This window comes from Amycolatopsis sp. NPDC033938, from assembly GCF_055575975.1.
The window spans coordinates 646,693-665,170 of the sequence record NZ_JBVIRO010000004.1 but is presented as its reverse complement, the minus strand read 5'-3'; the positions used below and the strand labels follow the sequence as shown (position 1 = coordinate 665,170).

The window sequence follows — 18,478 nt, the reverse complement described above, 5'->3', positions numbered from 1 at the left end:
CATGATGGCTCCTTGAGGGACTCGTCTTTGTTTACCCACCTGGTGTGGAGCTTGTGCGGGTCGCCGGTCCACCGGCCGTGAGCGAGCGCGAGCTTGATCAACGGAGGATCGGCAGGTCAGGCGCAGGTACACAAATACGGGTTCCCCTTCTTTGCGTGAGGCGCAAGGAAGGGGGCCATCATGTACTTCTGTTCCACCTAGGCGTGGGCGAGTGCACGGCTGGAGGCTTCCAGGATGTCGCCCAAAGCGGCGCGGGCTTGGGTGAGGCCGGCTATCCGGGAGTCCAGCTCGGCGTACTGGGTCCTGAGGTGGTCGAGAACGCAGGCCTGGAGTTCGGTGCCGTCACCGGCGAAACAGGGCATGAGTTCGTGGATGACCTTGGTAGGGAGTCCGGCGGCGAGCAGGGTGCGGATACGGGCGACGGTGGCGGGAGCCCCGGCGTCGTAATGACGGTGGCCGCCTTCGCTGCGGCGGGAGCTGAGCAGCCCCTGGGCCTCGTAGTAGCGGAGAAGACGTACGGCCACGCCTGTTTCGCGGGACAGCTCCCCGATCTTCATATGACCCACCTCACAGGACAGCGGCTTGAAGCTGACATTGATGTCAGCTTCTAACGTTGATCGCATGACGACTATTTCGACCGCACCCCTTTCGCTCTACGGTTTCCTGACCCCCAAGCCAGGACACGCCGACGAGTTCAGGAAGCTCCTGATGGACCTCGTCGAGCCGTCTCGAGGACACGAGGGCAACCTTCAGTACCACCTCCACGAGCAGGAAGACGGCCGGTTCTTCCTCTACGAGGTTTGGCGTTCGCAGGAGGACCTCGACCGGCACAACGCGACTCCACTCCTGCGCGCCTTCATGGACGAACTGCCTGAGCACATCGAAGGAGCGCCCGAGGCCTACTTCGGCACGATGAGGAGTCCCTATCCGGCGTGATCGACGACCCCGGCGCGGTCAGCGACGGCCACCGAAGACCGCGTAGGTCCCGAGTCCGGCGACGGCGAGCGCCACACCGGTCCACGTGGCCGCGGCCACGTCCGCGGGTTGCAGGAGCCAGGTCGCCACCAGCGTCCCCGTGTCCTTCCCCGGCGGGGTGAAGAACGCGACCAGGAAAGCGAAAAGCGGCAATGTCCACCCGTAGGCCCCGCCGAACAGGACCGCGGCGATCCCGGCGAGACCGAGCAACCCGCCCGCGTTCCGCGCGATGATCTCCACCGGGACCCGCTCCGCCTCCCACAGCCGCGGCAGCAGCACGGCGCCGAAGGCGAGGCCGCCGATCAGCAGCAGATGCAGACCGCGACGGGGCCGCCAGCGGATCGCGGCGGTCCGGTCGAGGTCGGCGTCCTGCCCGCTCAGCCCGGTGGCGGGCACCGCGACCGCCACCGTCAGCGCCAGCGAAACCGGGATCAGGGACCAGGAATCCCTCGCCAGTAACCACAGCACCACCATGCTCACCACCAGCGCCGCGAGCGACGCGGGCATGCTGCGCGAGCGCGCGTACAGCACCGCCCACCTCATCGAGCGCCGCCGAGGAGGATGTCGAGCTGGTTGCCCTGGCAGGTCAGGCCCGCCTGACGCTGCGCGATGATCCGGGTGCGCTGGACGTCGGGTGGCAGGGCACGGAAGGTCTCCCACTTCTGGACGACCTCTCCCTCCAGCTCCTTGCTCGGCGAGACCCCCTTCAGCATCTTCCACTCACCGAGGAACCAGCTCGCCGAAATCGACCTCGCGGTGATCTCGTCGAAAAAGTTCCTGTCGGCGCCATACAAGGAATAACAGGTCGGCGTCCCGGCCCCGGCGACCAGAATCCGCGTCACGTCGTTCGTGTCGATGGCCGAGCGGACCTGCCAATCCAACAGGTCGACGAAGACGGTGCCCGCCGTACGCGGCGGCACCTCGCCGGAGTCCAGCTGCCGGTCCAGTGCCGCGACCTTGACCGGCGCGTCCGGCAGCGTTCCCAGTAGCCGCAACGCTTCTTTGGCCGGACCGGCGATGCGGGCGAGGTCGGATTCCTGTATGCGAGTGACGCAGACCGGGCCGTCGCAGACCCTCACCGTCGCGCGCGGGTCGACAGTCTTGGCCTCGGCGAAGGTCGCGGGCAGGACCGGTACCGCGATCGCGGCGGCCACCAGAGCGGGGACGACGGCGAGCGCCCTCGCCCGCCGGGAACCGGCCGCCAAGAGGAGGAAGCCGGCCACGGCCAGCCCTGCGAACCAGATTCCCTGTCCGAGATCCATCCGGCTCGCGGTGGTGATGAACGGGTCGGTGGTGACCTCCATCGCGGGAGAGAGCAACGACATCCGGGCCGGAACAGGGCCCACGAGCACGCTTCCCTCCGACCCGGCGATCTGGAACACGATCACCACCACGAAAGCGGCGACGGCGACCGCGGGAGCGGTCAGCGGATGGGGCAGCAACCGGCCGACCCCCAGCCCGATCCAGGCGCCCGCGAGCATCGCCAGCGCTCCGACCCCGGTGATCGGCAACCAGCCGAAGGTGAAGAACGCGCCGCTGAAGCCCACTTGTACGGCACCGACGGCGAAGATCAGCAGATAGCCCAGCACCAGCAGACCACCCAGCGCACCGGCGAGTTTCGCCGCACGATGCCAGCCTGGGCGGGGCATCGTGGCCAGGAGTTCGACCATGCCGGACCGGCTGTCGCGCATACCCTGGAGGACACCGGCGCCGATCGCGATCGGCCACAGGAACACCAGCAGGAAGCGGCTCCACCTCGCGGCGGGAACCCAGTTTTCGTCCCAGGCGAGCGGCGCCTTCGACCACGGGCCGCTGAACGAGTACAGGAATCCGAACGCGACCACGAGGATCGCGAGCGTCGCCCAGGGGGCGATGGACCGGCGGAGTTCGGTCCGCAGGACGCGCGTGTTCACCAGTTCCCCCTGCCCGGCTCGTGCCCCAGCAGCGCCGAGTAGCCGCGCTCGATCGGACTGTCGCCGACGTACTCCTCGCTCCCCGCCGCGGCCAGTTCGTCAGGAGTCCCCTGGAAAACGAGCTTTCCGTCTTCGAACAAAACGACGTCGGTGCAGGCTGTCGCGACGTCCTCGACGAGATGCGTCGAGACGACGACGCAGGCGTCGCGCCCCAGCTCCTGCATGAGATCCCGGAACCGCACGCGTTGCGCCGGGTCGAGCCCGGCGGTCGGCTCGTCCAGCAGGAGGATGTCCGGATCGTTCACGATCGCCTGTGCGATCCCGACCCGTCGCACCATCCCGCCCGACAGCGTCTTCATCTTGTCGTCGGCGCGATCGGCGAGGCCGACCCGTTCGATCGACCGCTGCACCGCTCCCGGGATGTCCTCCCGCGCCATCTCCTTGAGCCAGGCGATGTACTCGACGAACTCGCGGACGGTGAAGCGCTTGTAGAAACCGAAATTCTGCGGCAGGTAGCCGATCCGGCGGCGCAGGCGGCGCTGATCGGTGAGTCCCCCGACAGAATCACCGAGCAGCGCCAGCCCTCCCTCCGCCGGCCGGAGCACCGTCGCCAGCGCCCGGATCAACGTGGTCTTCCCGGCCCCGTTCGGGCCGAGCAGACCGTGCACCCCCGTACCCAGTTCCAGGTCGAGCCCGTTCACGGCGAACTTGCGCTTGCCGACCCGGATCTTCAGCCCCTCCGCCTTGATCTGCCACGCGTAGGTCGTCGGCGCGACCTCCGCGGCCCCGACAGCACGCATCATGTTCTCCCCTTCGTTCATCGTTCGGTTCCGGTGAGCACGCCGAAGGCGTTCCGCCGGAACGCCACCACGGCCGCGGTCAGCGCGAAGATCGCGCCCCACACCGGAAGAAGCCTTGGTTCGAGTGCGGCGGCCCGCCCTTCGGAAGCCACCGCGGGCGCCAGGATCACCGCCACCCAGATCCCGGCGAGGACGTACGCCGCCCGCGTCACCCCGATCAGCCCGCCGAGCGCGAGCGTCCCGGTGGTGAAGGCCAGGCTCGGCAGGAGACCGAGCCCGAATCCGGCGCCACTCAGCCAGCCCGTGAGGGCCTGGGTCGGCAGCACGACGGCGAGGACGGCCGTCGTCCGGCGCAGCACCAGGTAGAGGCCGCCCCTCGGCGAGGAAGTGACGAGTTCGTAGGCGGGGTCGAGGCCCTTGGACCACGACACCGCGACACCGAGCACCGGCAGCACCGGCGAAAAGAGCTGGGCGAACGAGAAGTCCTCGCTCTTGCTGAACCCGATCCAGTCCAGCGCGAAGCCGATTCCCGGGATCAGCAGGATCATCAGCAGCCACGGCAGCATCACCGGCGTCACCCAGGTGTGCAGCCGCCCTGCCCACCGGCTTCGTATCGGCTGTGGTCCCGCTTCGGCCAGCTTCGGGCCGAGTCCGGTCCAGACGTCGTCCACCAGAGCCGTCACCGTTGGCATGCTGAGCGCGGCGAGCCGCCCCCGGCATTCCGCGCACGACTCCAGATGGGCTTCGACCGCCCAGACTTCGTCGCCGGCCAGGCCGTCGTCTCCGCGAACGTAACCGGTCAGGAGCTGGTGGGACACGTGTTCCTTGTTCACGACAGCGCCTCCCGCATCGCGATCCGAGCCCGCCTGGCGCGGGTTTTGACGGTTCCCTCCGGCAGGCCGAGCAGGACTGCGGTCTCGCGGACGGTCAGCCCGTCGAGCACCATGGCCTGCAGGACCTGACGTAGTTCGGGAGCGAGCCGGCGCAACGCGTCGCCGACGTGGTCGCCGACCGACCCGGCCAGCGCCTCGTCCTCGGCGGCGGGCGCGACGGTGGTTTCCGCGACCGGCAGCGGCTGCGCGTGCCGCGCCCGGCGGCGGAAAGCGTCGACGAGCCGGCGCGCGGCGATAGTCCACAACCAGCCGACAGCGCTCCCGCCGACGGCCGAACCGGCGAACGCGCCCGCCGCGCGCCAAACCGCGAGATAGGTTTCCTGCATCACCTCGGCGACGATCTGCTCGTCGGCGCAACGACGGCGCAGGCGCACGGCCAGCCACGGCGACGTGCGGCGGTAAAGCTCCTCGAACGCCGCTCGGTCACCCTTCGCCGTGCGGCGGACGAGTTGCGCTTCGTCCGGTTCCGTTCCCTTCACAACCGGCAAGACGTCGGGATCGCGGAAACGGTTCTCACTCGATTGTGTGCCACGTCACAACGGCTTGATGGCTTCGTTCGCTTTCCGGTCGTAGGCGGCGCGCGCGGCGAAGATCTGGTCGACGTTTTCGACCGCCCATTCGGCGACGGCGTTCGTCAGCCGTCCGACGTCGACGCCCAGCGGGGTGAGGCCGTACTCGACCCTCGGCGGGACGGTCGGGAAAACCTCGCGCCGGATCAGCCCGTCCCGTTCCAGCGAGCGCAACGTCTGGGTCAGCATCTTCTGCGTGATCCCGTCGAGCAAACGGCGAAGTTCGCTGAACCGCATCGGCCGCTCATAACGCCGGATCGCGCCGAGGACATACAGCGCCCATTTGTTCGCAAGGACTTCGATGACCGTGCGAGAGGGGCAGTTGCGCCCGTGCACAGCCACCCATTCTTCGAACATCCGCCGCTCAGCGAAGGTACCCATGAGGTACCTAGATACCATTAGGGTGCCTACTTCTCAACGGGTACCCAAAGCCGACATGCTCGTTTCCATGCGAAAGATCCAGCAGGTCTCCTTCGGCGGGCCCGACGTCCTTCACGTCGCCGAAACCGGAACACCCGTTCCAGGTGACGGTCAGATCCTGGTGCGTGTCCACGCCGCTGGGGTGAATCCGGCCGATTGGAAGATCAGGAACGGGCTGGTCATCGGCGAACTGCCGCTGACCGTGGGACTCGATTTCTCAGGTGTGGTCGTCTCCGCGGGGACTCGATTCAGGCCAGGGGACGAGGTCTACGGCGTCACTTTCCCGCCGAACGGCTCGTACGCCGAGTACGTCGCGGTCAGCGAGGACCTCGTCGCGCTGAAACCGGAAAGTCTGGATCACGTCCACGCGGCCGCCCTCCCGATCGCGGCGCTGACCGCTTGGCAGCCGTTGACCCGGATCTTCCCGGTCGGCCCAGGACACCGGGTCCTCGTCCACGCCGCGGCGGGTGGCGTCGGCCATCTCGCCGTCCAGATCGCGAAGGCACGCGGTGCGTACGTCATCGGGACCGCGAGGGCGGCGAAGCACGCGTTCCTGCGGGACCTCGGCGCGGACGAACTCATCGACTACACGACCAGCGATTTTGCGAAATCGCAGGTCGTCGACGTCGTACTGGACCCGATCTCCGGCGATTACGGTCCTCGTTCCCTGGACATCCTCGAACCGGGCGGTTCGCTGATCGACATCGTCGGGCACGGTCCGGACCGGACGGAGGTCCGGCGGAAGGCCGAGGAACTCGGTCTCCGATTCGACGAGTTCTTCGTCTCCCCGTCCGGAGCCGATCTGGCCGAAATCGCCACTTTGGCCGACGCCGGTTCACTGCGGGTCTCGGTCGCGGACGTCCTACCGCTCGAAGAAGCGGCGAAGGCTCACGAACTCAGCGAGTCCGGCCGCGTCCGCGGAAAACTCGTCTTGGCCATTTCTTGAGAGGTAAGCCGAATGGGTGGTGCTGGTGTGGACCACAGAGCCGGCCGCGCGGAACGTCCACGTAGGCCGCTTTTGCGGCGACGCAGAGTTCGCTTTATGCCTGCATGCCTGGTTCCGAGCCCAGGGCGTGAGTGTTATTGAGAGGTAGCTCAAATGTGGCGGGTCCTGAAGGACCCCTTTGGGACGTTGACGGTCTCAACGGGGTCCTTCAGGACATCACGCCTCGACGCTGGAGCAGCGGTTTTCTCGCCATGTCGCGAAAGCCCCTTTGGGGAACTCGTATTTGTCTACCTACTGGTGTGGAGCTTGTGCGGGTCGCCGACGCGGTCCGGGTGGGGAAGATTCCGGACGTTGAGCGTCCGGAATCTTCCCCGCTCGGTCTCCGGTCCACCGGTCGTGCTCGTACAGGTCAGGCGTAGGTACCCAAATGCGGGTTCCCCTTCGCTACCTTCACGGCAATTAAGGGGACCTTCGCGGCATCGAACTGGTCACGCGATATTGACCAGTCAGCTCGGCCAGAACTTGCGCCAGCCGTCGGCTTCGAGCGTCGTCGGTTCCAGACCGGCGTCGCGGGCGGCCTGTTCCGCATCGCGGATGTCGCGCGCGAACCGTTTCGCGACGGCGCGAAGCTCACCTTCGGGATCGACGCCCGCTCGGCGAGCGGTCGCGGCCACCCGGAACAACTGGGCCGCCGCGTCGGAACCTTCGGGGAACAGGTCGAGCGGGATCCCGGCGCGGCCACTGCGTTGTCCGAGCTTCCCGGCCAGTGCCACGGCGGGCTGACCGAGCGCGACGCCATCCACAATGGATTGCCTGCCCTTTTCGGCCTGTTTCAGTTCTTCCCATTTGAGGTTCTGGTGATCGACGCTCTCGACCGGCGGGGCGTCGGTGAATATGTGCGGGTGACGTCCGACGAGTTTCGCGACCAGGTCGGCCGCGACCTCGTCGATCCCGAACGGATCTCCCGCGTCCTCGGCGGCCACCCGCGCGTGGAACAGCACCTGCAGCAGGACGTCGCCGAGTTCCTCGCGCAGCGCGGCCCGATCGCCTTCTTCGATGGCGTCGAGCAGCTCGTAGGTCTCCTCCACCAGGTACTGGCGCAGCGACTCGTGCGTCTGCACGGCGTCCCACGGACAGCCACCCGGCGAACGAAGGCGGTCCATCACCTCGGCGGCCTCGACGAGCGGGGCAATGGGCGCTTCGAGCACCCGCGCGCCGGACCTGATCAGCGCCGCCGCTTTCGGTTCCCTTCGCGAACCGGCGATGAGCACGAGGTCGCGCACCTGTGCGTCACCGAGCGGGGGCACGCCGAAAACGGCGGGATCGACGTCGGACGCCGCGTACACGGCATCGCTGCTTCGCAAGATCGGGAGTGCCGCGGCGGGCAGAGTCGCCCCGCGGGCGACCACGACTACGGCAGTGCTCACCGCTGTTGCGGGGTGACACCGTGCACAGGCAGCACGATGCCCTTCTTCGAAGCTTCGTTGGCCGCGAGGTTCATCTCCACAACATCCCATACGCCGTAACGCGGGTTCACCTTGAGGTCGACCTGGTCGAGGTACGGCTGGAGGAGCCGGACACCGACCTTGGCCAGCTGCTGAGCACTGGGCTGGGTGGCCTGATCCGACGCGACGGGTTTGTCGGCGGACCGCTCACGCATCACGACGACGACCCACAGCGGCTGCTGCGGTGACGGCTGGAACGCCGCGACGGTGTTGGGCTGGATACCGAACAGGACGGTGGCCGCGGTCGCGGGCGACTGCATCGCCGGCAGCTTCTGGCCGGCGCCGGCCTGCGTGTCGGCCGTCTGCTGGTCCTGCGCGATCAGCTCGGCGGCGGCGTTCGGCGAGGCGGCGAAGCGCCGCGCCTTCTCGATCGCCTGGTCACGCAGCTTGTCCGCGTCACCACCGGTGGCGTCGGTCGACGAGACCGAGCTGAAATCGAACGTGACGGAAAGCTTGTCCAGGTACTTCAGCCCGAGCTGGCTCTGCAGCGCGGCGTCGATCAGGGCTTCGCGATGATCCCGCACGCGGGCGACGAGCTGCTCGACGCTGGTCTCCGGGGCGTCCTGCTGCTTGGCCTCCATCGGCACCGCCAGCGGATCCTTCTGCAGCGCGGCCACGACGAGGGACTCGTCGACCCGGATCCCCTCGCGCTGGGCGGCGCGCTCGGTGAGCTCGTGGAGGATCTCCTGCCGCACGATCTCCCGGCCGACGAGATCGAGCTTGTGCTCCTTGGCGAGCTGCGCCCCGTACGGATGTTCACGGACGGCCTTGTCGATCATCTGCTGCACGCGATCCACCGAGACGGACGCGCCGTCGATGATCACCGCCGCGCCGACCTGCCCCGGTCCGGCATTGCATCCGGCGAGGAGGAGAGAACCGGCAAGAACCCCGACCAGCGCGCGACGGCGCCCCATGATCCGCATCACAGCGCATACCCTCTCATACCGGCCTCGGTGAGAGAACCAGGTTGTAGCTCGGGATTTCGGTCGGTCACGCGACGGGCGCCGGTGACTTCATCAGATTCGTCAGCAGTTTCGCGCACCAGTCCAGTAGCTCCTCGTCCCGCAGCGCCGGCGCGCCGATGCGGCCACCGGCCGCGCCCTCGGTCGGCTTCGGCACGGAAACCGTGTTCGTCACGGCCTTGAAGAGAGCCTTGGGATACAAGCGCTTCAGCCGCACCAGCTGTGAATCGGCCAGCGGCAGCGGCGCGAACCGGATCGACGTGCCCTGTACGGCGACCTCGGTGACGCCAGCCGCCCGGCAGTGGTGCCGGAACGCGGCGACGGCGAGCAGCCGCCGCACCGGCGCGGGCGGCTGGCCGTAGCGGTCGATCAGTTCCTCGCGCACCGCGTCGAGCCCGGCCTGGTCGGGCGCGGCCGCGATCTTGCGGTACGCCTCCAGCCGCAGCCGCTCCCCCGGGACGTAGTCGTGCGGGATATGCGCGTCCACCGGGAGGTCGACCCGGACGTCGGCGAGTTCTTCCTCCTCCGGCGTGTCCGCGCCCGCGTGCCGCCGGAACGCGTCGACGGCCTCGCCGACGAGCCGCACGTACAGATCGAAACCGACACCCGCGATATGCCCGGACTGCTCCGCGCCGAGGATGTTGCCCGCGCCGCGGATTTCGAGGTCCTTCATCGCGACGGCCATACCCGCGCCGAGTTCGGTGTTCTGCGCGATGGTCGCCAGCCGGTCGTGCGCCGTCTCGGTGAGCGGCGCCTCCGGCGGGTACAGGAAGTACGCGTACCCCCGCTCGCGGCCTCGCCCGACCCGGCCGCGCAGCTGGTGCAGCTGCGCGAGGCCCAGCAGGTCACCACGTTCCACCAGCAGCGTGTTGGCGTTCGAGATGTCCAGCCCGGTCTCGACGATCGTGGTGCAGACGAGCACGTCGTACTCGTTCTCCCAGAAACCCTCGATGATCTTCTCGAGTTTGTCCTCGTTCATCTGCCCGTGCGCGGTGACGACGCGCGCCTCCGGCACCAGCTCGCGAAGGCGTTTCGCGGCCTTCTCGATCGAGGAAACCCTGTTGTGGACGTAGAAGACCTGGCCGTCGCGCAGCAGTTCACGCCGGATCGCCGCACCGACCTGCTTGTCGTCGTACGCGCCGACGTAGGTCAGGATCGGGTGCCTGTCCTCGGGCGGGGTCAGGATCGTGGACATCTCACGGATCCCGGCGAGCGACATCTCCAGCGTCCGCGGGATCGGGGTCGCCGACATCGTCAGGACGTCGACGTGCGTCCGCAGCGCCTTGATGTGCTCCTTGTGCTCGACACCGAACCGCTGCTCCTCGTCGACGATCACCAGGCCGAGGTCCTTGTACCGGATCCCGGTCTGCAGCAGGCGATGCGTGCCGATCACGATGTCGACGTCGCCGGACGCCAGCTGCTCCAGGATCGCGTCGGACTCGGTCTTGTTGGTGAACCGCGAAAGGCCCCTGATCTTCACCGGGAACGAGCTCATCCGTTCGGTGAAGGTGTTGAGGTGCTGCTGCGCGAGCAGCGTCGTGGGCACCAGGACCGCGACCTGCTTGCCGTCCTGCACCGCCTTGAACGCCGCGCGCACCGCGATCTCGGTCTTGCCGTAGCCGACGTCGCCGCAGATGACCCGGTCCATCGGGACGCCGCGTTCCATATCCGCCTTGACCTCGTCGATCGCGGCGAGCTGATCGTTGGTCTCGGTGAACGGAAACGCGTCCTCGAGTTCGTTCTGCCACGGGGTGTCCGGTCCGAACGCGTGCCCGGGCGCGGCCTGCCGCGCGGCGTAGAGCTGCACCAGTTCGGCGGCGATCTCCTTGACCGCCTTCTTCGCCCTGGCCTTGGTGTTCTTCCAGTCGGAGCCGCCGAGCTTGTTCAGCGTCGGCAGCTCACCGCCGACGTAGCGGGAGACCTCGTCGAGCTGGTCGGTCGGCACGAACAGCCTGTCGCCAGGGTGTCCGCGTTTGGAAGAGGCGTACTCCAGCAACAGGTATTCGCGGGTGGCGCCGGCGACGGTGCGCTGCACCATCTCGACGAACCGCCCGATGCCGTGCTGATCGTGCACGACGTAATCGCCCGCCTTGAGGGCGAGCGGGTCGACGGCGTTGCGGCGCCGCGACGGCATCTTGGTGCTGAAGTCCTTTGTGGACGTTCCGGCGCCGGAGCCGCGTCCGGTCAGATCCGACTCGGACAGCACGACCAGCGCGCGCTCCGGCGACACGAAGCCGTCCGACAGACCGCCGCAGGTCACCGTCACCACACCGGCGGACGGCGGGCCGGTGAGCCCCTCCGCCAGCGTCGCCGGCACGTCACCGGCCGACAGCTGCTCGACCGCGCGTGCCGCGGTGCCGTGCCCGGCGACGACGAGCACCGCCGTCCCGCCCGCGGCCGTATACGCGCGCAGGTCGGTCGTCGCGCGCTCGACCTCACCGCGGTAGTTCGGCGCGGCCTCGATCGAGACGCGGTAGACGTCGGGATCGTCGCTGGCCAGCTGCGTCAGCGTCCACCAAGGGCGCTTCGTCTCCTGAGCGTGCTTCGCGACCTCCGCGAGGCCCCGGTACGCGGAGGCGCCGAGGTCGATCGGCGCCTGACCGCCCGCGGCGGCCGTGGTCCAGGACGCTTCGAGGAACTCCTGCCCGGTGCGGACCAGGTCGGCCGCGCGGGCGCGGATCTTCTCCGGATCGGCCAGCAGCACGTGCGTGCCCTGGGGCATCGCGTCGGTGAGCAGCTCCAGATCGTCTTCGCACAGCACGGGGATGAGCGCTTCCATCCCCTCGACGGGGATCCCGCCGGACAGTTTGGTGAGCATCTCGGTGAGCTGGGCGTCCGCTTCGTAGGCCGTCGCCAGCTCGGCCGCCTTCGCGCGTACCGGCTCGGTGAGCAGCAGCTCACGGCACGGCGGCGCGCTGACGTGCCGGATCTCCCCCGGCAGCGACCGCTGGTCGGAGACCGCGAACGCGCGGATCTCGCTGACCTCGTCGCCCCAGAACTCGACGCGCACCGGATGCTGCGCCGTCGGCCCGAACAGGTCGAGGATGCCGCCGCGCACGGCGAACTCGCCGCGCTTCTCGACCATGTCCACCCGCGTGTAGGCCAGCTCGACCAGCCTGTCCAGCAGACCTTCGAAACTCTGCTCCTCGCCGACGACCAGGTCGATCGGCGCGAGTGACCCCAGTCCGGGCGCCATCGGCTGGATCAGGCTGCGCACGGTCGCGACGACGACGCGCAGGTCGTCGTCACCGGTCTTGAGCCGGTGCAGCACCTCCAGCCGTCGTCCGACGGTGTCCGCCCGCGGGGACAGCCGCTCGTGCGGCAGCGTCTCCCAGGACGGGAAGTCGGCGACGGCGCCTTCGCCGAGGAACGACGTCAGCGAAGCGGTCAGTTCGTCGGCCTCGCGGCCGGTGGCCGTCACCGCGAGCACGGGGCGGCCGGCGCCCTCGTCCGCGGCGAGGGCGGCCGCGACCAGCTGCCGGGTCGCGATCGCGCCCTGTAGTTCGAGCAAGGGGGCGCCGGCCCGCTCGACGACCCCGCGAAGGGCCGGATCGGGAAGGATGGAGTGAAGGAGTCCGGACAATGGAGCGTTTGTCACCGTCCCAGCCTACGTGGGGCCACCGACAGTCCGCCGCGCGATTACCTGGCCAGTGTCTCGGCCACCTTCGGAAGCTGCTCGTCGAATTCGGCCGGTTCCTGCGTCGCGATGCGGATCAGCACGTGTTCGGCACCCGCGTCGGTGTATTCGCGAAGCCTCGCGGCGACCTGTTCCCGGCTGCCCGCGATCTGCACCTGGATCTTCTCCACGAAGTCCAGCGGGACGCCGTAGTTCCGCTGCGCGTAGTCCTCCAGCCGCTCGCGTGCCCTGATCGGGTCATCCTCGATGAGCACCGTCGCGAACAACGCCGGCGTCACCGGCCGTACGGCTGCTTCGCGGATCTTCGCGAGCCCGTCGGTGTAGTCCGCGACGTCGGGCGGGTACGGCAGCCAGCCGTCGTAGAGCCGGCCCGCGCGCTCCAGCGCCCCCGGGGTGAACGCGGCCAGCCACACCGGCGGACCACCGGGACGGTACGGCGCCGGGTACTCCGGAAGGGTGTCGTAACGCAGGACTTCGCCGTGGAACGGACCGCTCTTCCCACTCCAGACGTGCCGCCACAAGGCGACGATGTCGTCGAGCCGGGCGCGGCGGCGTTCCCACGGCACGCGGGTGAAGGCGAACTCGGGTTCGCTGCGGCCCGCGAACCCCGCGCCGACCCCCAGCGTGATCCGGCCCTGGCTGAGCAGATCGAGGGAAAGGATCGCGTTCGCGGACAGGAGCGGATCCCGCAGCGCCGGAAGCAGCGCGGCGGTACCGAGTGTGACCCGTTCGGTTCTGGCTGCGAACGCGCCGAGCAACGTCAGTGGATCGATGGGCGCCTTCGCGAGGGTGTCGCCGACCCAGACCGAATCGAAACCGAGGCGTTCGGCTTCGACCGCGATGGCGACCATTTCCGGCGCGGTGCGCCCGGCGTCGAGGATGGACCGATAGGTGGGGATGACCAGACCGAATTTCATACCGGAAGCATCTCCACGGCAGGGAATCGTCTCAATTCCTTCGAGGGAATGGCGGCGGCACGCGCGACTCGGCCAAGATGACGACCATGGTTTCCGGATTCGGCCCCGCGCTCCGGGGTTGGCGCGAGCGGCGGCGGCTGTCCCAGCTGGAACTGGCGCTGCGGGCCGGGACCACCCAGCGGCACGTGAGTTTCCTGGAGGGCGGCCGGTCGATCCCCGGCCGCGGCCTGGTGCTGCGCGTCGCCGAATCGCTCGAACTCCCGCTGCGGGAACGCAACGGCCTGCTGCTCGCCGCCGGATTCGCGCCGGGCTTCCCCGAAACGAAACTGGACGATCCCGCGGTGAAGCCGGTCCTCGACGGCATGCGTCGGCTGCTCGACGGGCACCGGCCGTACCCGGCCATCGTGGTCGACCGCTACGGCGTCCTCGTCGCCCGCAACGACGCGCTCGACCTGCTCTTCGAGGACGTGGCGCCGGAATTGCTCGAAGAACCGGTCAACACCCTGCGGCTCGCGCTGCATCCGAAGGGGATGGCGCCGCGGGTGCTGAACCTCGCGGACTGGGCCCGGCACATCCTGGAGCGGTTGACGCAGGAGATCGCGCACGCCCCCGACGAACGGCTCACGGCGCTGCTGGCCGAACTCGAAGGTTACGTTCCGGAGCCCGGTCCGCCAGGGCCGGATCATCTCGGGTTCGCCGTCCCGATGCGCCTGTCCACTTCGGCCGGTGAACTGCGGCTGATCACGGCCATCACGACGTTCGCGACCGCCGCCGACGTCACGGTGTCGGAACTGAAACTGGAGACGTTCCTGCCCGCCGACGCCGAAACCGCCGAGATCCTGACCCGCTAACCCAAGGCGGCGCCGACAGGGACGCCGTAACGGGCGACGGCCCGCTCCACGCGGTCCCACCGGTCTTGGAACGCGATCTGGTCCCCGGCGACCGCGGCGTCGATGGCGACCGTCACGGCGGCGCCTCAAGAAGCGGCCGTAACAGGTTGTCCACTACGCCTCCCCGTCCTCTGCGGCAAGGCCGCGCGGTGCACGAAGGCGGGCGGCAGGTTCGGCCAGACCAACGGGGTCCGGCCGGTCACCGCGAACCGGTCCCGCAACGCCGCGGCGAACCGGCGGGCAGGCGACGTCCAGGCGGCGTGCGCATAGGCGAACGTCGTGAACCGTCCGTGCGGGGCGAGGATTTCCGTGACCTGGTCGAGGATCCGCAGCTGCCGTTCGCCGGGCATGACCGTCCACGGCAGCCCGGACACCACGACGTCGGCGGCCTCGTCCACATACGAACACAGGTTTTCGGCGGAGCCCTCGACGACCTCGACGTCTCGATGCCGGGACCGGAGTTCCCGCGCCAGCCGCGGATTGATCTCGACCGCGATCAGCCGCGCGCCCGGTGGCAGGCGGCGGACGACGGCGTCGGTGAACACGCCCGTTCCGGGGCCCAGCTCGACGACGAGCCCGGCGCTTTCCAGTCCGAGGCCCGCGGTCATGGCCTCGGCGAGTTTCGGTGAACTGGCCGCGACGGCTCCGGTCAGGATGGGGTGGCGGAAGAATTCCCTGGTGATCGACATGGTCCCGACGCTAGGAACGGTGCTCGTGGCCCCGCGTCGGCCACGTCGGCCGGGTCCGTACTCCCGTGGGAGGACCCCGGCGGTACTCCAGGACGACGCGCGTTCGTACCGGCCGAAGTTACGTTCGAACGGTGCGATGGCTTCTCGACCGGTTCCGCGCCCACCCGTGGGTGACCGACCTTCCCCTGTACGCGTGGTTCGTCTTCCTCGCGCCGACCGGGTCGTCACCGGTGCCCAAGGCCGTCCTGCTGGTGCCGTATCTCTTCCTCGTCCCGTTGCTCTGGCGGCGGCGTCACCCCGAGATCGTCGCCGTGCTGATCGTCGCCGGGGTGACCGCGCAGTACGCCACGGAGATCTGGGCCTACGACCGCGGCCGGGGCGAGCTGGCGATGGCCGTCGCGCTTTACACGCTGGTCCGGGCGGGAAACCGCCGGTTCGCCGCGCTGATCGCCGTCTGGATCGTCGCGCTGGACATCGCGTGGGGTCTCGGCTGGGGAGTGACCACCGACCAGGGAGCCGGTCTCGCCATCGTCGTGACGCTCCCGCTGCATGTCGCGGCGTGGGCGCTCGGTGAGTTCTTCTGTGCGCGGCAACGGCTTTCGGCGGAAGAGGAGACGAAGGCGGAACTGGCCGCATCCGAACAGGAAGCCCGCGCCCGTGCCGCCGTCGCCGAGGAACGCACCCGCATCGCCCGCGAACTGCACGACGTCCTCGCGCACAGCGTGAGCGTCATCGTGGTCAACGCCGAGGGCGCGAAACTCATGCGCGACAAGGATCCCGACGTCGTCGACCGGACACTCGACACGATCGGCAAGGCGGGCCGCGACGCCCTCGCCGAGCTGCGCCGCCTGCTGGAAGTCCTCCATGCCGGTGAGGCCGCCCGAAGCCCGCAGCCGACCGTCGCGGAGCTTCGCGACCTGGTCGCGCAGGTCAGCGCGAGCGGACGGGACGTGGATCTCCAGGTCACCGGCGACGCCGAGGGGCTGCCGCCGAGCGCCGCGCTGCAGACGTACCGCATCGTCCAGGAGTCGCTGACCAACATGCTCAAACACGCGCCGGGCGACGCGAGCGGCCAGGTCGAGATCGATTTCGGCCACGAAGGTCACCGCCGGAACGTCCGGATCGAGGTGACGAACACGGGCGGGACCGAACCCGTCGCGCCGCGGCTCCCGTCGTCCGGCCGGGGAATCGCCGGGATGACCCAGCGCGTCGAGATGTTCCACGGCACCCTCGACACCGGACCGACCCGCGACGGCGGCTACCGGGTCGCCGCGAGCCTGGTGGTGGAGGCGGGATGACCACGAAGGTATTGATCTGCGACGACCAGGAGCTGGTCCGGGTCGGGATGGGGATGATCGTCACGAGCCAGGACGACCTGACCGTCGCCGGCGAGGCGACCAACGGCGCCGAGGCTGTCGAAGCCGCTGAGGAACTACGCCCCGATCTGGTCCTGATGGACGTCCGGATGCCCGTACTCGACGGCGTCGCGGCGACCGAACGGATCTGCAAGTCGCTTCCCGGCACCCGGGTCCTGATGATCACCACGTTCGACCTCGACGAATACGCGTATGCCGCGTTGCGTGCCGGCGCCAGCGGCTTCCTCGTCAAGGACGCGCCCGCCGAAGAGATCCTCGTGGCGATCCGAGGTGTCCTTCGCGGTGACTCGATGGTCTCCCCCTCGGTGACGAAACGGCTGCTCGACCGCTACCTGGGAGAAGTACGGGATTCCACCGCGAGCACGCGGCTCGAGACGCTGACCGAACGCGAGAGGGACGTTCTCTCACTCATCGCGCGCGGCCTGGCGAACGCCGAGATCGCCGCAAAGCTCTACATCGGCGAGACGACCGTGAAGACCCACGTCGGCCGGATCCTCGCGAAACTGTCGCTGCGCGATCGGGTCCACGCCGTGGTGTTCGCCTACGAAAGCGGTTTGGTCCGCGCCGGGGGTTGAGCGCGATGGCATGCTGATGTCATGCGCACTACCGCTGTCGTCGCGTTCGCTTCCCTGTCCTTGCTGGTCACGGCGTGTTCGGGGGCGTCGAGCGAGACGGTGCAGAGCGCGCCGCCGGTCACCTCGAAACCCGCCGTGTCGAAACTTAAGGTCGAGCAGGTGACGGCCGGCCTCGAACACGGCTGGGACGTCGGCTTCCTGCCGGACGGCAAGATCCTCGTCACCCAGCGCCCCGGAAAGCTGGCCCTGGTCGACGGCGGCACGAAACGCGACGTCACCGCGGACTTCTCCGACGTCCACGTGCGCGGCGAGGGCGGCCTGATGGGGATGGTGATCAGCAAGGACTTCGCGACGTCGCGCGAGTTCATCACCTGCCAGACCCACAAGGAAGGCGACAACGCCGTCGACATCCGGCTGGTCACCTGGCGCCTTTCCGAGGACGGCGCGAACGCCACGAAGGTCAAGGACCTGCTGACCGGGTTGCCGGTGAACCCCAGCGGCAGGCATTCGGGTTGCCGTCCTACGTTCGGCGCGGACGGAGCACTGCTGGTCGGCACCGGCGACACCGCCCGCCCGCGGCATCCGCAAGACCGCACGAGTCTCGGCGGCAAGGTGCTGCGTGTCGACGCGAAGACCGGGAACCCGTTGCCGGACAACCCGTTCATCACCTCGGCGAACCCGAACGAACAACGCGTGTTCACCTACGGACACCGCAACGTCCAGGGCGTGACGGTCCGGCCGGGCTCCGGTCAGGTGTTCACCGCCGAGCACGGTCCGACCATCGACGACGAGGTCAACCTGGAACGGGCGGGCGCGAACTACGGCTGGGATCCGTCCAAAGGCGGCACCGAGACCAGCTACGACGAAAGCGTGCCGATGACCGACACGCAACGGTTCCCGGACGCTGTCCGTCCTTTGTGGACGACCGGTGAGATCACCGAGGCGATCTGCGGCGCCGAGTTCCTCACCGGATCGCAGTGGGGCGCGCTCGAAGGTTCCCTCGCCGTGACCGCGCTGAAGGGGCAGAAACTGCTGCTGTTCCGCCTCGACGACACCGGCAAGGTCACCGAAGTGACGCTGCCGCCGGAGTTCGACGACAAGTTCGGCAGGCTGCGCGCCGTCCGCAGCGCCCCGGACGGCTCCCTCTACATCACGACCTCGGAAGGCGAAGACGACAAACTGCTGCGCGTCACCCCGGGTGTCTAGCCCGTCAAGGTCGATGTCAGGCCGCTTAACCGCCATTTTGCCGTCGTGCATCCTGGTCCGTGAAGGTCTCCTTCCCTGCCAGGGTCCCGGCAAAGTCGCCGGTCAGGTGAGCCGAGGCCCCCAGCGCCCGTTGGGATAATGCGCGAGGTTTCGTCACTCAAAGTCCCCAGTCCATCATCGTCGCAGCGTGGGCGTCGTCCTGAAG

General features: G+C 68.7%; 18 protein-coding genes. 6 read left to right on the top strand and 12 right to left on the bottom strand.

What is annotated here, in order from left to right; genetic code table 11:
• Positions 1 to 197: 197 nt before the first annotated feature.
• On the bottom strand, positions 198 to 557 hold the full coding sequence (locus ACZ5ZX_RS15895; protein WP_465502706.1) for a MerR family transcriptional regulator: 360 nt from the start codon (positions 555 to 557) through the stop codon (positions 198 to 200).
• 64 nt (positions 558 to 621) lie between these two features.
• On the opposite strand from ACZ5ZX_RS15895, the gene ACZ5ZX_RS15890 reads away from it, so the two are divergent.
• A complete protein-coding gene (locus tag ACZ5ZX_RS15890) occupies positions 622 to 936 on the top strand; it encodes a putative quinol monooxygenase (RefSeq protein ID WP_465502705.1) in 315 nt (104 codons plus the stop codon).
• 18 nt (positions 937 to 954) lie between these two features.
• On the opposite strand, the gene ACZ5ZX_RS15885 is transcribed toward ACZ5ZX_RS15890, so the two are convergent.
• The 6 genes from ACZ5ZX_RS15885 to ACZ5ZX_RS15860 are packed head-to-tail and all read right to left on the bottom strand — an operon-like array spanning position 955 to position 5,531.
• On the bottom strand, positions 955 to 1,506 hold the full coding sequence (locus tag ACZ5ZX_RS15885) for a hypothetical protein (RefSeq protein WP_465502704.1): 552 nt from the start codon (positions 1,504 to 1,506) through the stop codon (positions 955 to 957).
• A gap of 8 nt (positions 1,507 to 1,514) precedes the next feature.
• A complete protein-coding gene (locus tag ACZ5ZX_RS15880) occupies positions 1,515 to 2,888 on the bottom strand; it encodes a hypothetical protein (RefSeq protein WP_465502703.1) in 1,374 nt (457 codons plus the stop codon).
• Entirely contained in the window at positions 2,885 to 3,688 is an 804-nt protein-coding gene (locus ACZ5ZX_RS15875) for an ABC transporter ATP-binding protein (protein WP_465502742.1), read from the bottom strand. The genes ACZ5ZX_RS15880 and ACZ5ZX_RS15875 overlap by 4 nt, the downstream gene beginning before the upstream one ends.
• A gap of 17 nt (positions 3,689 to 3,705) precedes the next feature.
• Positions 3,706 to 4,521, bottom strand: a complete 816-nt coding sequence (locus ACZ5ZX_RS15870; RefSeq protein ID WP_465502702.1) for a zf-HC2 domain-containing protein — start codon at positions 4,519 to 4,521, stop codon at positions 3,706 to 3,708.
• A complete protein-coding gene (locus ACZ5ZX_RS15865) occupies positions 4,518 to 5,060 on the bottom strand; it encodes an RNA polymerase sigma factor (protein ID WP_465502701.1) in 543 nt (180 codons plus the stop codon). The genes ACZ5ZX_RS15870 and ACZ5ZX_RS15865 overlap by 4 nt, the downstream gene beginning before the upstream one ends.
• A 54-nt stretch (positions 5,061 to 5,114) precedes the next feature.
• The gene (locus ACZ5ZX_RS15860) at positions 5,115 to 5,531 is read right to left on the bottom strand and encodes a winged helix-turn-helix transcriptional regulator (protein ID WP_465502700.1); all 417 of its coding nucleotides are present in this window, start codon (positions 5,529 to 5,531) and stop codon (positions 5,115 to 5,117) included.
• Between the two features lie 67 nt (positions 5,532 to 5,598).
• Here ACZ5ZX_RS15860 and ACZ5ZX_RS15855 point away from each other — a divergent pair, with 67 nt between their 5' ends.
• Positions 5,599 to 6,516 (top strand): NADP-dependent oxidoreductase, encoded by a 918-nt coding sequence (locus ACZ5ZX_RS15855; RefSeq protein ID WP_465502699.1) that lies wholly within the window; start codon positions 5,599 to 5,601, stop codon positions 6,514 to 6,516.
• Positions 6,517 to 7,022: 506 nt separating this feature from the next.
• Here ACZ5ZX_RS15855 and ACZ5ZX_RS15850 read toward each other — a convergent pair.
• The 4 genes from ACZ5ZX_RS15850 to ACZ5ZX_RS15835 all read right to left on the bottom strand — a co-directional run bounded on the left by ACZ5ZX_RS15850 (position 7,023) and on the right by ACZ5ZX_RS15835 (position 13,537).
• Complete coding sequence (locus ACZ5ZX_RS15850; protein WP_465502698.1) at positions 7,023 to 7,943, bottom strand: nucleoside triphosphate pyrophosphohydrolase; 921 nt, start codon at positions 7,941 to 7,943, stop codon at positions 7,023 to 7,025.
• Positions 7,940 to 8,944: a hypothetical protein gene (locus tag ACZ5ZX_RS15845; RefSeq protein WP_465502697.1), complete on the bottom strand. Its 1,005-nt coding sequence runs from the start codon at positions 8,942 to 8,944 to the stop codon at positions 7,940 to 7,942. Before ACZ5ZX_RS15845 ends, ACZ5ZX_RS15850 begins: the two co-directional genes overlap by 4 nt.
• A gap of 67 nt (positions 8,945 to 9,011) precedes the next feature.
• The gene (gene mfd, locus ACZ5ZX_RS15840) at positions 9,012 to 12,566 is read right to left on the bottom strand and encodes a transcription-repair coupling factor (RefSeq protein WP_465502741.1); all 3,555 of its coding nucleotides are present in this window, start codon (positions 12,564 to 12,566) and stop codon (positions 9,012 to 9,014) included.
• A 56-nt stretch (positions 12,567 to 12,622) separates the two neighbouring features.
• The gene (locus ACZ5ZX_RS15835; protein ID WP_465502696.1) at positions 12,623 to 13,537 is read right to left on the bottom strand and encodes an LLM class flavin-dependent oxidoreductase; all 915 of its coding nucleotides are present in this window, start codon (positions 13,535 to 13,537) and stop codon (positions 12,623 to 12,625) included.
• An 86-nt stretch (positions 13,538 to 13,623) separates the two neighbouring features.
• On the opposite strand from ACZ5ZX_RS15835, the gene ACZ5ZX_RS15830 reads away from it, so the two are divergent.
• Positions 13,624 to 14,388 (top strand): MmyB family transcriptional regulator, encoded by a 765-nt coding sequence (locus tag ACZ5ZX_RS15830; protein WP_465502695.1) that lies wholly within the window; start codon positions 13,624 to 13,626, stop codon positions 14,386 to 14,388.
• A gap of 125 nt (positions 14,389 to 14,513) precedes the next feature.
• On the opposite strand, the gene ACZ5ZX_RS15825 is transcribed toward ACZ5ZX_RS15830, so the two are convergent.
• Positions 14,514 to 15,116, bottom strand: coding sequence for a class I SAM-dependent methyltransferase (locus tag ACZ5ZX_RS15825; RefSeq protein WP_465502694.1), 603 nt, complete (start codon positions 15,114 to 15,116; stop codon positions 14,514 to 14,516).
• A gap of 131 nt (positions 15,117 to 15,247) precedes the next feature.
• Here ACZ5ZX_RS15825 and ACZ5ZX_RS15820 point away from each other — a divergent pair, with 131 nt between their 5' ends.
• From ACZ5ZX_RS15820 to ACZ5ZX_RS15810, 3 genes are read left to right on the top strand one after another with little or no spacing between them, the layout of a single operon-like run.
• Positions 15,248 to 16,414: a sensor histidine kinase gene (locus tag ACZ5ZX_RS15820; RefSeq protein ID WP_465502693.1), complete on the top strand. Its 1,167-nt coding sequence runs from the start codon at positions 15,248 to 15,250 to the stop codon at positions 16,412 to 16,414.
• Positions 16,411 to 17,067, top strand: a complete 657-nt coding sequence (locus tag ACZ5ZX_RS15815; protein ID WP_465502692.1) for a response regulator — start codon at positions 16,411 to 16,413, stop codon at positions 17,065 to 17,067. The genes ACZ5ZX_RS15820 and ACZ5ZX_RS15815 overlap by 4 nt, the downstream gene beginning before the upstream one ends.
• A 21-nt stretch (positions 17,068 to 17,088) precedes the next feature.
• Entirely contained in the window at positions 17,089 to 18,273 is a 1,185-nt protein-coding gene (locus tag ACZ5ZX_RS15810; RefSeq protein ID WP_465502691.1) for a PQQ-dependent sugar dehydrogenase, read from the top strand.
• The last annotated feature ends 205 nt before the right edge of the window (positions 18,274 to 18,478 follow it).